Source organism: Ruegeria sp. G5 (assembly GCF_056533365.1).
Window position 1 is genome coordinate 158,194 of sequence record NZ_JBQFOK010000008.1, and the last position, 13,482, is coordinate 171,675.

The following is a 13,482-nucleotide window of genomic DNA, read 5'->3' on the forward strand; positions in this document are numbered from 1 at the left end:
TGCGCAGACTTCGTGATGTAGGAATCACTGGACTTATTGCCTTTGCGCTTTAGCAAACTCAAACTTACCGGCTTCAAAAGCTTTGTCGATCCGACCGATCTGATTATCGCGGACGGACTGACCGGAGTTGTGGGTCCCAACGGTTGCGGCAAGTCAAACCTTCTGGAAGCGCTTCGTTGGGTCATGGGCGAGAACCGCCCGAAATCCATGCGCGGCGGCGCGATGGAGGACGTGATTTTTGCGGGTGCGGCCACACGTCCGGCGCGCAATTTTGCCGAGGTTGTCCTAACGATGGACAATTCGGAACGTCTGGCCCCGTCGGGTTTCAATGACAATGATCAGTTAGAGATCATCCGCCGTATCACGCGGGATGTCGGGAGCGCGTATAAGACCAATGGTAAGGATGTGCGTGCGCGCGACGTTCAAATGTTGTTTGCAGACGCCTCGACAGGCGCGCATTCCCCGGCGTTGGTCGGACAGAACCGCATTGCAGAATTGATCAACGCCAAACCGCGCGCCCGCCGGCGTATTCTGGAAGAAGCAGCGGGCATCTCGGGCCTTTATCAGCGAAGACACGAAGCCGAGTTAAAGCTGAAAGGAACCGAATCCAACCTGACCCGCGTGGACGACGTTCTTGAGCAGCTTGGAACTCAGTTGGCGCAGCTTGCACGTCAGGCCCGTCAGGCCGCGCGTTACCGTGAAATCGGCGAGCAGTTGCGGCAGGCCGAGGGCATGTTGCTGTACCGTCGCTGGAAAGAAGCAGACATCGCCCGGCAACAGGCGGAAGACAAGCTGCGCGAACGGATTACCGAGGCATCCCGGGCTGAGGCCGAAGCGCGTGCCGCCGCCGCCAAACGCGCGGAAGTCGAAGAAATGTTGCCGCCATTGCGCGAGGAAGAGGCGATCGCCGCAGCCGTTCTACAGCGGCATCATGTGCAGCGTGACCAGCTTGCCGATCAGGAGGCCCGCGCCCGCCAGACGATTGAAACCCTGACCAACCGCATTCAACAACTTGGCCACGATATCGAACGTGAGACCGGCCTCAATCGTGATGCGGGCCAAATGATCGAACGTTTGGAGTGGGAAGCGCGTGAACTGGCAAAAGCAGCCGAGGGTCACGACGACAAGGTGGCCGAGGCCGCCGAGATCGCGCGTGAGGCGGCCTCGGTCCTGCAGGATCGCGAAGATCGTCTGTCACAAGAGACCGAAGATATGGCCCGCCTTGTCGCGCGGCACCAGTCGGCACAGCGGCTTGTGGAAGACAGCCGAAAAACCCTGGCGCGGTCAGAAGCCGAGGAGGAAAAGGCGCGCGTTGCGGTAGACGAGGCGCGGGGTGCGGTAAACGACGCTGCAGAGGCCTTTGAAGCCGCGCAAGAAGGCGAAGTCGAGGCACGCGAAGCTGCAGAAGCCGCCGAAGAAGCACTGGCTACGGCTGACGAACTGCGCACAGAAACGCAGGCCCGCGAAGCCGAGGCGCGTGCACAACGGTCAGAGGCCGAAGGTGAACTGGGTGCGATAAGAGCAGAAACATCGGCATTGGCAAAGCTGGTCGAACGGGACACAGCCGAAGGCGGTCAGGTGCTGGATATGCTGCGCGTGGCCTCTGGATATGAAAAAGCGTTGGGTGCCGCATTGGCAGACGATCTGCGCGCACCGCTGGTTGACGGGGACGGGCCGTCGGGCTGGGTGCAAGTTGCTGGATATGATGCGGATCAGCCACTGCCCGAGGGGGCAGAGCCGCTGGCCCTGCATGTTTCTGGGCCAGATCGCCTGAGCCGCAGGATAGCGCAGATCGGTTTGGTTGATGCCGAGCAAGGTGCGCGTCTGCAAGCGTCTCTCAAGCCGGGTCAGCGGTTGGTGTCGCTTGCGGGTGACCTCTGGCGTTGGGACGGTTTTCGTGCCTGGGCCGAGGATGCGCCAAGTGCTGCGGCCTTGCGGTTGGAGCAGCTAAATAAGCTTGAAGCGCTGAAGCAGGAACTGACGCGGACCGAAGCACAAGCAGACGGAGCTCGCGCAGCGCATGAGGCGCTTTCGCAGCAACTGGCCGATGTGACCGAAGCGGATCGCCGCGCCCGCGAAGCGCGACGCGCTGCCGATCAGCGAATGGCCGAAACGGCGCGCCACCTGAGCCGGGCAGAGGCAGATCGCAACCTGGCGCAAGGCAAGCTGGAGACTTTGACTCTGGCAGTAGACCGCCACAAAGAGGACGCGATGTCCGCCCGTGCGCAGTTGCGCGAGGCCGAGGGTGCCTTGGCGGGTCTTGGTGATCTGGACAATGCCAGGGCCCAGGTCGAGGATATCAAGCAAACGGTAGAAGCCGCCCGGATTACCATGCTGACGCACCGCTCGACGCATGACGAATTGCGTCGCGAGGGCGAAGCCCGTACTCGGCGGTCTCAAGAGGTGACGAAAGATCTGAGCGGCTGGAAACACCGGCTTGAAACAGCCGAAAAACGCATCTCGGAACTGGCTGAGCGTAAGGAAAGTTCGGAAGAAGAGCTGACCGAGGCAATGGCCGCCCCCAGCGAAATTGCCGAAGCGCGTGAAGAACTGAACGAGCTGATCGAAACCGCTGAGGCGCGCCGCGCAGATGCTGCGGATAAACTGGCTGCTGCGGAAACTCATCAGCGCGAGACTGTCATTGCCGAACGGGATGCGGAACGTTTGGCCTCAGAGGCGCGCGAGACACGCGCAGCGGCTGAGGCGCGTTGCGACGCCGCAAAGGAAAGCGTTGCCGCGGCAGCCGAACGGATTGCTGAAGATCAGCAACTGACACCGAACCAACTGCTCAATCAACTGGACGTTAATCCCGACCAGATGCCTGCAGCGGATGCTTTGGAAGCAGAGGTCAACCGACACAAGCGTCAGCGCGACGCCATGGGTGCTGTGAACCTGCGGGCCGAAGAGGATGCCAAGGAAGTTCAGGATGAATTCGACACGCTGAACGGCGAAAAGGCCGATCTGGAAGAGGCGATCAAGGCCCTGCGAAGTGGTATCGCCAGCCTCAACCGCGAAGGGCGTGAACGTTTGTTGACCGCGTTCGAGCAGGTGAACTCGAACTTTGCGATGCTGTTCAAACACCTGTTCGGCGGGGGTGAGGCCAATCTGGTCATGGTCGAAAGCGATGACCCTCTGGATGCCGGGCTTGAAATCATGTGTCAGCCGCCGGGCAAAAAGCTCTCGACCCTAAGCCTGTTGTCGGGCGGCGAACAGACCCTGACCGCGACCGCTCTGATCTTTGGCGTCTTCCTCGCCAATCCGGCCCCGATCTGCGTGCTGGACGAGGTCGACGCTCCGCTGGACGACGCAAACGTGACGCGTTTCTGTGATCTGCTGGATGAGATGTGTCGCCAGACCGACACGCGTTTCCTGATTATCACGCACCACGCGGTGACGATGGCGCGTATGGACCGCCTGTTTGGCGTAACGATGCAGGAACAGGGTGTCAGTCAGTTGGTCTCGGTTGATCTGAAGAAGGCCGAGCAGATGGTCGCGTGATCCATCACTGCAACGTTATGCCCGCTGCAGGTAAGTTCCGGCTAGACTGCCTAAATGACGCGCTTTTTGATCCTTGGCCTTTTGGCTGCTGGCCCTGTTGCGGCGGCTGACTGGCCTGTTAAACCCGGTGATGTTCCCCTGACTCACGCCGAGCTGGAAGCTCTGGCGGGTCGAACGCTCACCTTTTTTGATGACGGCCAATCCAAGTTTTCCGCAGGTGGGGCATACTCGTACACCTACGCCAGCGGTGAATCTGCGTTTGGTACCTATTCCATCGCCGAGGATGGCAGCATCTGCATTGCCTATCGCAATGGGTTCAGCCGTTGTGATCTGTACGTTCGAAGTGGCGAGCGTTTGATCCTGATTGACGAAAAAGGGGACCGTTATCCAGTTCGGGCGGAGTGACGGGCCGCATCTCAATTTACGCGCTGGATACATGTGGGGTTCCAAGCTATCACCGTCTGGATTTTGACAGACAGGTAGCCAGCCATGCAGATTGAACCCTTCGGCGTCGAGCTTTGGATGAACGAGTGGGAAACCCGGTGCGACTGGAACCTTGCTGAGACATGCGTTGAAAGCCTGACGATCGAACAGCTTCTGCGGCTGGCCGGTAGGAACGACACCGATCTGTCCGAGTTGCTGCCGATGAAGCTGACCTATGGTGCGATTGAAGGATCGGACCGTCTGCGTCACGCTATTGCAACGCTATATCCGGGACAAAACCCAACCAACATCATCGTGACGCATGGCACCATCGGTGCAAATATGCTGGTGCACAAAACCCTTGTGAGCCGTGGTGACCATGTTGTCGCTGTCGTCCCCACCTATCAGCAGCATTATTCGATCCCGACCAGCATTGGAGCTCGCGTAGAGCAATTGATGCTGCGTGAAGAGGATGGTTGGCTACCGGATCTGGGCGCGCTTCGCGCCATGGTGACGCCCGACACGCGTCTGATCGCGCTAAACAACCCCAATAACCCAACGGGCGCGCTGATCCCGCGCGAGATGTTGGAACAAATTGCCGAGATCGCGCGTCAGAACGATGTCTGGGTTCTATGTGACGAGGTCTATCGCGGCACGGATCAGGAGGGTAACGGGATAACCGCCTCGATCGTCGAAATCTATGAAAAGGGGATCAGTACGGCAGGGATGTCCAAGGCCTTTTCTTTGGCCGGTTTGCGGTTGGGTTGGGTGGTCGCGCCTGAAACTTTGATCGAAGAGATTGCCATTCACCGCGACTATGACACGATCTCGGTCGGCATGATCGACGATCATTTCGCGGCACTTGCGTTGGAAAACAAAGACGCAGTTCTTGCGCGTAGCCAAGATATAACACGCGGAAATCTGGACATTCTGGCCGAATGGGTGGCGCAAGAGCCCAAGATTACCTGGGTGCGGCCAAAGTCCGGTACGACCGCTTTGCTCAAGTATGATCTTCGGATGCCATCACGCGAGCTTTGTGTGGCTTTGTTGGAAGAAACCGGCGTGATGTTCACGCCGGGCTCCGCATTGAACATGGAAGGTTATTTGCGGATTGGGTATGCTAACAACCCGCAGATTTTGCGCGAAGGTCTTGCGCGCGTTTCAGAATTCCTGGCGCGGAGATAGCTTTTACAAGCGATTCAGCAGATCGGTTGTCGGCCACGCGTCGGCAGGTAGGCCCAGGCGCAATTGCTCGGCCTGAACTGCTGCACGGGTTCCGGCCCCCAAAATACCGTCGATCTTGCCGACGTCGTGCCCGCGTGCCTGCAATTTGGTTTGCAACTGTTTCATCTGAGCGCCCGACAGGCCTTGTGGTGTGCTGCCTGCGTCATAAATCTGCGCGCCTTCCAGACGAGTGCCGAAATAGGCGGCCGTCAGGACGTAGACAAAACTTTGGTTCCATTCGAAATAAACGTCAAAGTTGGGGTATGCCAGAAATGCGGGCCCCTTGTGCCCCTGCGGCAGGATCAATGAGGCGGGCAGATCGGTCAGCGCGCCGCTGCGGGCACGAATACCCATTGACTGCCACTCTGCGATCGGGCGCGGCTTTCCCGGGCCGGACAGGGACCAATCCATCTGGGGCGGAACCGTGACCTCTTGCAGCCACGGCTGGCCCGGTTGCCAACCCAGATGCGACAGCATCTTGGCACCGGATACCAGCGCGTCTGGGGCCGATGTTTTTAGGGAAACTGTACCGTCGCCGTCGCCGTCCACACCGTTTTCAAGAATATCTTGCGGCAGCATCTGCACCATCCCGATCTCACCCGCCCATGCTCCGGTAGTGCGGGAGGGATCAAAGTTCCCCCTTTGATACAGTTCAATTGCTGCGAAAATCTGAGGGCGGAACAGGCCGGGTCGGCGGCAATCATGGGCGAGCGTCACCAAGGCGTTGCGGGTGTTGAAATCCCCCTGCACGGCGCCGTAGTCCGTCTCGAACGCCCAAAACGCCAGTAAGACACCGCGCGAAACGCCGTATTCCCGCTCGATCCGGTTGAAAACGGCGTCGTATTTGCGTGACATAGCTTGTCCGCGTTCGATCCGGTTGGCTGAAATCAAGCGGCGGGAAAAATCGATGAACGGTCTTTGAAAAACGCCCTGCGCGCGATCGGCTTTCAGAACCGCGCCGTCTTGCTGAACGCCATTGAAAAAGGCGTCGACGGTGGCTTTGCTGTACCCTTTCTGGACAGCCTCGGTTTTCAGGCCATTCACGAAGCTACCAAAGTTGCCGCCACACTGGGCGAAGGCAGACGTGGCGAACAGAGTTGCGGCAGCAAGGCAATAGAGAATGCGCATCAGATGATCCGTCAGAGAATGAAACCCAGACTAAACCACACCGACACGAGGCCAAGCGCAAGCCCCCAAACCCGCCAGAGCATGTTGCATGCGCGGAAAACCTCCGGTGCACCGATATCGCGCGGAGACCTGCCATTGACCCAAGCCAGATCGCGCAACTGACCATCATAGCTGCGTGGCCCGGCCAGGGCGACATTCAGCGCGCGTGCCATCGCAGCTTCGGGCCAGCCGGCGTTGGGCGAGATATGGCGGGACGCATCTTCCACAATATCAGACCACTGATCCCGCTGCCCCGTCAGCGCAACGATCATCACGCATGTCAGGCGGGCAGGGATGAGGTTCAACAGGTCGTCAAACCTGGCGGATGCCCACCCAAATTCGCGATATTGCAGCGTCCGGTACCCGATCATGCTGTCCGCAGTGTTCACCGCCTTGTAGATCAACAGGCCGGGCAGCCCGCCCACCAAGAACCAGAAGGCGGGCGCAATGACCCCGTCGCTGAGGTTTTCTGCAGCGCTTTCGATGGCGGATCGCGCAACTTGTGCTTCGGTCATGTCACGCGTGTCGCGGGAAACGATCATTGCCACTTTGGCCCTGCCTTCGGCCAAAGAGCTGCGCAGGCCAATGCCAACATCGCGGACATGTGTCACGAGCGACTTCTGCGCCAGCAAGATGGCACATACGACAATCTCTACCAACGGGCCGAACTGTGCCAGCACTAACCCCAGTATCAATGCGCCCAAGACCAGAATGGCAACGACCGCAACACCTTTGAGACGTTTGTTTGTACCGTTGTTCAGGCGCTTATCCAGCCAACCAATCCCGGTTCCGATCAACACGGCCGGGTGGGGCAACCGGGACCAAAGCCACTTGGGCTCGCCCAGAACAGCGTCCAGGCACATGGCGCAGACCAAAAGAAAGGAGGTGCTCAAAGTGCAGCCTCCAACTTGTCCCAAGCGTCTGCTGGCGGCAGCCCAAGGCGAAGGAAGGTTTTCGAGTAGGGAAAGATGCGGCTCCAGATATGGGCTCGGGCCAGCCGTGCTTGCCACGCCGCCGCGTCGTCAACACTGTAAAGGCGGAATAAAGGGGTGCCACCGATTAGCTTAGCGCCTTTGGGTGTTATCAGGTGATCCAGCCTTTTGGCATCTGCCTCCAGTTTTTGACGCGTTGCCTTTGCCCATGCCACATCGCGCAAGGCCTGTTCGCCGACACGCAAGGCGGGGCCGGACACAGCCCATGGCCCAGTCAGATCGTTTAGGCGAGAGATCAGCTTTGGATCACCAATTGCAAACCCCAGCCGAAGCCCGGCGAGGCCCCAGAATTTCCCGAAGCTCTTTAACACGACAACGCCTGAGCGTTCGCTCAGATGTATCAGAGAGGCCGTGGGATCAACGTCGCAAAAACTCTCGTCGATAATGGTCAGCGGCGCATTGGCGTCTGCTTCCGACCAATAACGACCATCCGGATTGTTTGGGTTTACGATCACCCGTGCTTCGGTCGGACCTTCGGCCTGAACACTCCAACCTTGCGCGCTAAAGGCGGCAGCGTGTTCGTTATAGGTGGGCATTGTGATCTGCACGCGACCTGCGGGTGCCAATGCAGGGATGCGCGCGATGACCGCCGAAGCCCCCGGTGCAGGCAGGATCATGGCGCTGTCTGGCACCGACCAGAAACTGCGCGCAGCATCTGTCAGGCGCTCGAACGCCCCGTGGTCGGGTAGGGCGGTCCAGTCTTCGGATGTCAGACCGCTGACCGCGTAGGGATCGGGGTTGATTCCTGTCGACAAATCGATCCAGTCGGCCCGTGTTCCCCCATAGGTGGAAACAGCCCCGTCCAGCCCGCCGCCGTGGTCCCGAGCGGCGCGCGGGTTCAAGTTTTTGTCAGAGCTTGTCATCGGGTATCTGCCGGAATCGCGTGTTTGAGCTTGTTTCAAGCGGATTTCTGCCATTTTGACAAGCGAATCCGCATGGCTCACCGAACCGGCAAATCGCGTTAACACTTTGTTAACGAAATCGCGTGATCACAAACCTTAGGGATCGGCACCGCTCACCACAAAACGTGCCGAGGTTGTCACTTATGAATGTTTTGATTGTTGAGAGTAACCCCGACTTAGGTCGGGTCTGGACGCGGCACCTTGAACGGCAGGGGGCTGAAGTCACTTTGGTCAGCGGGCAAGAAGCCGCGATACTGGCGCTTTATGGGGCCGAGTTCGACATAATCGTTCTGGATCTTGTGTTGGAAACCGGCAGCGCCCTGGCTGTTGCTGATTTTGCCAGCTATCGCCGCCCCGAGGCGCGGGTGATCTTTGTCACCAACACCACATTTTTTTCGGATGGTTCAATCTTTGCTCATAGTGCAAACGCCTGTGCCTATGTTCAAAGCGCAACGCCGCCCGAAGATCTGGCGGCGTTGGTTGAGCATTATGCTGCGGGACGCTGACCGCGGCCGTGCGGCTCTGTGTAGTCCAGCAGGGGGTTAGTCGGGATGATCCGATGGGGATTAATGCTCTCGTGGCTGTAATGGTAGTGGCGGACGATATGGTCCAAGTTGACCGTCGATGCAACGCCCGGCCATTGGTACAGCTCACGCGTGTAGGCCCAAAGGTTGGGATAGTCGATCAGGCGGTGCCGGTTGCATTTGAAATGCAGGTGGTACACCGGATCGAACCGGATCAGCGTGGTAAACAACCGCCAGTCGGCTTCGGTGACGCGATCACCCATAAGATAGCGGTTTTGCGACAGGCGCTCTTCAAGCCAGTCGAGCGTATCGAATAACGGGTTAACTGCCGCGTCATAGGCAGCCTGGCTTGTTGCGAAACCGGACTTGTAAACACCATTATTCACGTCGGAATAGATACGAGCGTTGACCTCTTCGATCTGCTCTCGCATCGCCTCGGGCCAATACTCGTCCGTGTTTCCGGTGATCCCGTCGAAAGCCGAATTGAACATCCGAATGATTTCCGAACTCTCATTCGACACGATCGTTTCTTGCTGCTTGTCCCAAAGGATAGGCACAGTCACACGACCGGAATAGGCCGGATCAGCTTTGGTATAGATCTGATGGGCGTAGGTTAGTCCGTAGAGGTCGTCGCCCGTTGCCCCTTTGTCGTCGGTTTCAAAAGTCCAGCCTTGATCCAGCATATCCGGGTGCACGACCGAAACCGAGATCAGGTCGTTCAACCCTTTCAACTCGCGAAAAATCAATGTGCGATGGGCCCAAGGACAGGCATGACTGACATACAGGTGGTAGCGATCTGGTTCGGCCTTAAAGCCGCCCTTGCCGGACGGGCCGGGGCTGCCATCCGCGGTCAACCAGTTGCGGAACTGCGCAGCGCTGCGTTTGAACGCGCCGCCGCTGGATTTTGTATCATACCATGTGTCGTGCCATTTGCCGTCGACCAACAAGCCCATGCTGATTTCCTCCGAATTCCGGTTTCGGAAAACATAGGTTGCGCATGCGCCAGTTCCTATGCGTTGCAACGCGCACGTGACCTGCGTCTGTGCACAGGTTGGCCGGGTATCTCAGTGCAACAGGTCGTGAATTACGGCTCTCATGCACTTCGTTTTACTGGATTTTTACATTCAGTCCTTCAGAATGGAGTCCGCTGCGGGGGAAATTTGTTATGTCTACTTATGTTTCAAAGGAAATAAGCGCCGAATTAGATGCGGCGCGAATCGCGGGTCTGAAGAAAACCAGCCGCCTTCGTGTCGAATACGGCGACAATACGTTTAAGATTTTAAGATTGTGGAAAGACGGTTTTACGGTTGAGGCCGAAACTACGCCGCGTCTGCGCGGTCTGGTCGATATCTACGATGGTGCCAACCATTTGTACCAATGCCTGATCATTGCAGATCAGGATGAAGCGGGTGAAATGCGCTACGAATTCAAGCGCAGCACGGCCGCCGCCGACAGAGCACCGCTGGATTTCTATCTTGCGCCGGACGCGCCTATCGCGCTGTTGGGCAAAGAAGATTAAAGCAAGACCCAGCGGGTTGACCGCTGGGTGATTGGTTACTGCAGATCTGAAAAAGCGCGTTTCAAGCGTTCACAGGCCTCTTCGACGCGGCTTCGTTGCGTAGCCAGATTGAAACGCTCGAACGTCTCACCACCCGCGCCGAAACCGGGACCCGGAGACGTGGCGATCTTTGCATCCTCGCGCAGACGTCGGATGAACTCGGCATGGTCCATGCCTGTGCCAGAAAAATCGACCCATGCTAGATACGTCGCCTTAAGGGGCATTGACCAAAGGCCGGGTATCTCTGCGATAGCTGCATCAAACACGCGACAGTTTTCGGCCAAATGCGCGACTTGCTGATCAGCCCAGGCCGCACCTTCGGGCGTATAGGCGGCGGTGATCATGGCCACGCCCAAAGCGCTCGGGTCATAGTCAAGTGTTTGAATCCGGTGGCGCATCTCAGCGCGCAGTTTAGCGTCAGGGATGATGATGTTTCCGGTCCGCTGACCGGCGATGTTAAATGTCTTGGATGCTGCGGTCAGGGTGACTGTCCAAGGGCGGGCATCCGGGGCGGCGACGTCCATGGGAACAAACGTGCTGCCGGGATAGACCAGATCATGGTGGATTTCATCCGACACAAGGATCAGCCCATTCCGTTCGGCAAAGGCTGCGACCGCGCGCAGTTCATCCGCTGACCACACCCGTCCCGAGGGGTTCTGAGGCGAACACCACAGCAACAGCTTCTCTGTTCCGTTCAGCCGAGACTGCGCGTCTTCCAGATCAAGGTCGTAACCGTCTCCGGCACGTTTCAACGGGCACTCGACCACGCGGCGCCCGGCTTTGTTCACCTTATGCGCGAACTCATGGTAGACCGGGGTGAATATGACGACGCCGTCGCCATGCTGGGTCCAGACGTCGATACAAAGGGCGATCGCGTTGCCCAACCCTTGCGAGGTCAAAATCCAATCGGTGTCGATATCCCAGCCATGCCGGTTTTTCATCCACCATTGAACGGATGACAGATAGTCGGGGTGCATCCAGGAATAACCAAACACCCCGTGATCGGCCGCGCGCCTGACCGCATCAACCACGCACGGAGCCGTCGGGTAATCGGAATCGGCGGTCCACATGGCCAACCCATCCTCGGGTGAGATGCCATAGATCCTTTCGATCTTGTCCCATTTTGAACTGTTGGTTCCCCGGCGGTCGATCAGGTCGTTGAAAGTCATGTCTTCTCCATCTGTCGGGTCGAAAGCTAATCTCTATCTCGGCAGGTGCAAGGGGGCGTTGCGGTGAAGCGTGCGATGGCATAAATCAACCTCATGAAACGTAATATTCTGATCCATCCCGATCCCCGCCTGAAAAAGGTCTGTACCCCCGTGGCGGATCTGTCGGACGAGCTGCGCAAGCTGGCCGACGACATGCTGGAGACCATGTACGATGCGCCCGGTATTGGCCTGGCTGCGCCGCAGATTGGGGTGCTGGACCGGTTGATCGTGTTGGATTGCGTCAAAGAAGAGGGCGAGAAACCGCGCCCATTGGTCATGTTCAACCCCGAGATCATCGCATCTTCGGATGAAACCAATGTGTACGAGGAAGGCTGCCTGTCGATTCCCGACCAATATGCGGACGTAACCCGCCCCAAGGTTGTGGACGTAACCTGGATGGACCAGGACGGCAACGCGTGCCAGGAAACGTTTGATGGCCTATGGGCGACATGCGTTCAGCATGAGATTGACCATTTGAACGGCAAGCTATTCATCGACTACCTCAAACCGCTGAAGCGTCAGATGATCACACGTAAGATGCAAAAGCTGAAACGCGAGCAGGCCCGCGCATGAGCGTTCGGCCCTGTTTGCCCTGGCCCGACAAACGTCTTCGGACCAAGGCCGAAGATGTGACCGAAATCACCGATGACATTCGCGCCATTTGGCAAGACATGATCGACACGATGGAGGCAATGCCGGGGGTCGGCCTTGCAGCGCCTCAAATCGGTGTGATGTTGCGACTGGCCGTCGTTGACGGGTCGGCGGAACGGGGCCGGGCCACGCGTCTGGCGAACCCGGAAATCCTGCACAGTTCGGTAGAGCTGCGAGAACATGATGAGGCCAGCCCAAACTTGCCCGGCGTGTCCGCCAAGATAAAACGCCCGCGCGCAGTGACGGTCAAGTTTCTGAACGACAAGGGTTTCATTGATCGCCGAGACTTTGTTGGTATTGAGGCGACGAGTGTTCAGCATCAAATCGACCATTTGAATGGCAGGATGTACTTTGACCGCCTCAGCAAAGTGAAGCGGGATATGTTGCTGAGAAAAGCGAAAAAGCAGGGCTGAAAATGCGCGTTGTTTTCATGGGAACGCCGGATTTCTCTGTTCCGGTTCTGGATGCGCTGGTCGCGGCGGGGCATGAAATCGTGGCCGTTTATTGCCAGCCTCCGCGTCCGGCGGGGCGTGGCAAGAAAGATCGTCCAACGCCGGTGCATGCGCGCGCGACCGCGCTGGGCCTGACTGTTCGCCACCCGGTTTCCCTGAAGTCTGCGGAAGAACAGGCCAGTTTTGCCGAACTGAACGCGGATGTGGCAGTCGTCGTGGCCTATGGCTTGTTGTTGCCGCAACCGGTTCTGGATGCGCCGCGGCACGGATGCTTGAATATCCACGCAAGCCTGCTCCCCCGCTGGCGCGGTGCCGCGCCGATTCATCGTGCGATCATGGCGGGTGACGCGCAAACGGGCATCTGTATCATGCAGATGGAGGCTGGTCTGGACACGGGCCCCGTCCTTTTGCGCGCAGCGACAGACATTGGGGCCGAAGAGACGACAGCGCAATTGCATGACCGACTGTCTGAGATGGGGGCGGACCTGATCGTGCAGGCCCTGACATGTTTGCCAGATCTCACTCCAGAACCTCAGCCAGAGGACGGAGTGACCTACGCATCCAAAATCGATAAATCCGAGGCGCGGGTCGATTGGGCGAGGCCAGCCATTGAGATTGACCGCCTGATCCGTGGGCTGTCACCCTTTCCCGGCGCATGGACCGAGATTCAGGGCGAACGGGTTAAGTTGCTGGCCTCTCGGCTTGTGGATGGGCACGGCGCCCCCGGTGAGGTTCTCAACGATTCTTTGCGGGTTGCATGTGGAGATGGGGCCGTTGATCTGCTGCGCCTTCAAAGGGCGGGCAAGGGCGCACAGGATGCAGAGACATTTCTGCGCGGTTGGAACGTGACCAAAGGCAGTCAACTATAACAAAGGGACGATCC

At 58.3% G+C, this 13,482-nt stretch carries 13 protein-coding genes; 8 read left to right on the top strand and 5 right to left on the bottom strand.

Annotation, left to right across the window (positions count from 1 at the left end):
• Positions 1-42 precede the first annotated feature (42 nt).
• From ACR0BD_RS14825 to ACR0BD_RS14835, 3 genes are all read left to right on the top strand, one after another.
• Positions 43-3,498, top strand: a complete 3,456-nt coding sequence (locus ACR0BD_RS14825; RefSeq protein ID WP_480698620.1) for a chromosome segregation SMC family protein — start codon at positions 43-45, stop codon at positions 3,496-3,498.
• Between the two features lie 54 nt (positions 3,499-3,552).
• Positions 3,553-3,903, top strand: coding sequence for a hypothetical protein (locus ACR0BD_RS14830; RefSeq protein WP_480831582.1), 351 nt, complete (start codon positions 3,553-3,555; stop codon positions 3,901-3,903).
• Positions 3,904-3,987: 84 nt separating this feature from the next.
• Positions 3,988-5,106, top strand: coding sequence for an aminotransferase (locus ACR0BD_RS14835; RefSeq protein WP_480831584.1), 1,119 nt, complete (start codon positions 3,988-3,990; stop codon positions 5,104-5,106).
• Between the two features lie 3 nt (positions 5,107-5,109).
• Here ACR0BD_RS14835 and ACR0BD_RS14840 read toward each other — a convergent pair whose 3' ends face one another.
• The 3 genes from ACR0BD_RS14840 to ACR0BD_RS14850 are packed head-to-tail and all read right to left on the bottom strand — an operon-like array spanning position 5,110 to position 8,167.
• Positions 5,110-6,273, bottom strand: coding sequence for a lytic murein transglycosylase (locus tag ACR0BD_RS14840; protein WP_480831586.1), 1,164 nt, complete (start codon positions 6,271-6,273; stop codon positions 5,110-5,112).
• An 11-nt stretch (positions 6,274-6,284) separates the two neighbouring features.
• Complete coding sequence (gene cbiB, locus ACR0BD_RS14845) at positions 6,285-7,205, bottom strand: adenosylcobinamide-phosphate synthase CbiB (protein ID WP_480831588.1); 921 nt, start codon at positions 7,203-7,205, stop codon at positions 6,285-6,287.
• Positions 7,202-8,167, bottom strand: a complete 966-nt coding sequence (locus ACR0BD_RS14850) for a threonine-phosphate decarboxylase (RefSeq protein ID WP_480831591.1) — start codon at positions 8,165-8,167, stop codon at positions 7,202-7,204. Before ACR0BD_RS14850 ends, cbiB begins: the two co-directional genes overlap by 4 nt.
• Positions 8,168-8,349: 182 nt before the next feature.
• Here ACR0BD_RS14850 and ACR0BD_RS14855 point away from each other — a divergent pair, with 182 nt between their 5' ends.
• Entirely contained in the window at positions 8,350-8,712 is a 363-nt protein-coding gene (locus ACR0BD_RS14855; RefSeq protein ID WP_480698608.1) for a response regulator transcription factor, read from the top strand.
• Here ACR0BD_RS14855 and ACR0BD_RS14860 read toward each other — a convergent pair.
• Positions 8,694-9,683, bottom strand: a complete 990-nt coding sequence (locus ACR0BD_RS14860; protein ID WP_480831593.1) for a glutathione S-transferase family protein — start codon at positions 9,681-9,683, stop codon at positions 8,694-8,696. The two genes, ACR0BD_RS14855 and ACR0BD_RS14860, sit on opposite strands and share 19 nt — an antisense overlap.
• Before the next feature lie 212 nt (positions 9,684-9,895).
• Between ACR0BD_RS14860 and ACR0BD_RS14865 the strand changes: the two genes are divergently transcribed.
• On the top strand, positions 9,896-10,249 hold the full coding sequence (locus ACR0BD_RS14865; RefSeq protein ID WP_480831664.1) for a hypothetical protein: 354 nt from the start codon (positions 9,896-9,898) through the stop codon (positions 10,247-10,249).
• A 35-nt stretch (positions 10,250-10,284) separates the two neighbouring features.
• Here the strand turns inward: ACR0BD_RS14865 and ACR0BD_RS14870 are convergent, their stop codons facing one another.
• On the bottom strand, positions 10,285-11,457 hold the full coding sequence (locus ACR0BD_RS14870; RefSeq protein WP_480831595.1) for a MalY/PatB family protein: 1,173 nt from the start codon (positions 11,455-11,457) through the stop codon (positions 10,285-10,287).
• A 93-nt stretch (positions 11,458-11,550) separates the two neighbouring features.
• Here ACR0BD_RS14870 and def (ACR0BD_RS14875) point away from each other — a divergent pair, with 93 nt between their 5' ends.
• From def (ACR0BD_RS14875) to fmt, 3 genes are read left to right on the top strand one after another with little or no spacing between them, the layout of a single operon-like run.
• Complete coding sequence (gene def / locus ACR0BD_RS14875; RefSeq protein WP_480698600.1) at positions 11,551-12,069, top strand: peptide deformylase; 519 nt, start codon at positions 11,551-11,553, stop codon at positions 12,067-12,069.
• Positions 12,066-12,560: a peptide deformylase gene (gene def, locus ACR0BD_RS14880; protein WP_480831596.1), complete on the top strand. Its 495-nt coding sequence runs from the start codon at positions 12,066-12,068 to the stop codon at positions 12,558-12,560. Before def (ACR0BD_RS14875) ends, def (ACR0BD_RS14880) begins: the two co-directional genes overlap by 4 nt.
• A gap of 2 nt (positions 12,561-12,562) precedes the next feature.
• The gene (gene fmt / locus ACR0BD_RS14885) at positions 12,563-13,468 is read left to right on the top strand and encodes a methionyl-tRNA formyltransferase (protein ID WP_480831599.1); all 906 of its coding nucleotides are present in this window, start codon (positions 12,563-12,565) and stop codon (positions 13,466-13,468) included.
• Positions 13,469-13,482: the final 14 nt, after the last annotated feature.

What these genes read in the sequence shown, in the direction of transcription:
- ACR0BD_RS14840 (WP_480831586.1), bottom strand. Translation starts at nt 6,273, where the DNA reads ATGCGCATTCTCTATTGCCTTGCTGCCGCAACTCTGTTCGCCACGTCT.
- ACR0BD_RS14830 (WP_480831582.1), top strand. Translation starts at nt 3,553, where the DNA reads ATGACGCGCTTTTTGATCCTTGGCCTTTTGGCTGCTGGCCCTGTTGCG.
- ACR0BD_RS14870 (WP_480831595.1), bottom strand. Translation starts at nt 11,457, where the DNA reads ATGACTTTCAACGACCTGATCGACCGCCGGGGAACCAACAGTTCAAAA.
- def (WP_480831596.1), top strand. Translation starts at nt 12,066, where the DNA reads ATGAGCGTTCGGCCCTGTTTGCCCTGGCCCGACAAACGTCTTCGGACC.
- ACR0BD_RS14850 (WP_480831591.1), bottom strand. Translation starts at nt 8,167, where the DNA reads ATGACAAGCTCTGACAAAAACTTGAACCCGCGCGCCGCTCGGGACCAC.
- fmt (WP_480831599.1), top strand. Translation starts at nt 12,563, where the DNA reads ATGCGCGTTGTTTTCATGGGAACGCCGGATTTCTCTGTTCCGGTTCTG.
- ACR0BD_RS14855 (WP_480698608.1), top strand. Translation starts at nt 8,350, where the DNA reads ATGAATGTTTTGATTGTTGAGAGTAACCCCGACTTAGGTCGGGTCTGG.
- ACR0BD_RS14860 (WP_480831593.1), bottom strand. Translation starts at nt 9,683, where the DNA reads ATGGGCTTGTTGGTCGACGGCAAATGGCACGACACATGGTATGATACA.
- def (WP_480698600.1), top strand. Translation starts at nt 11,551, where the DNA reads ATGAAACGTAATATTCTGATCCATCCCGATCCCCGCCTGAAAAAGGTC.
- ACR0BD_RS14835 (WP_480831584.1), top strand. Translation starts at nt 3,988, where the DNA reads ATGCAGATTGAACCCTTCGGCGTCGAGCTTTGGATGAACGAGTGGGAA.
- ACR0BD_RS14865 (WP_480831664.1), top strand. Translation starts at nt 9,896, where the DNA reads ATGTCTACTTATGTTTCAAAGGAAATAAGCGCCGAATTAGATGCGGCG.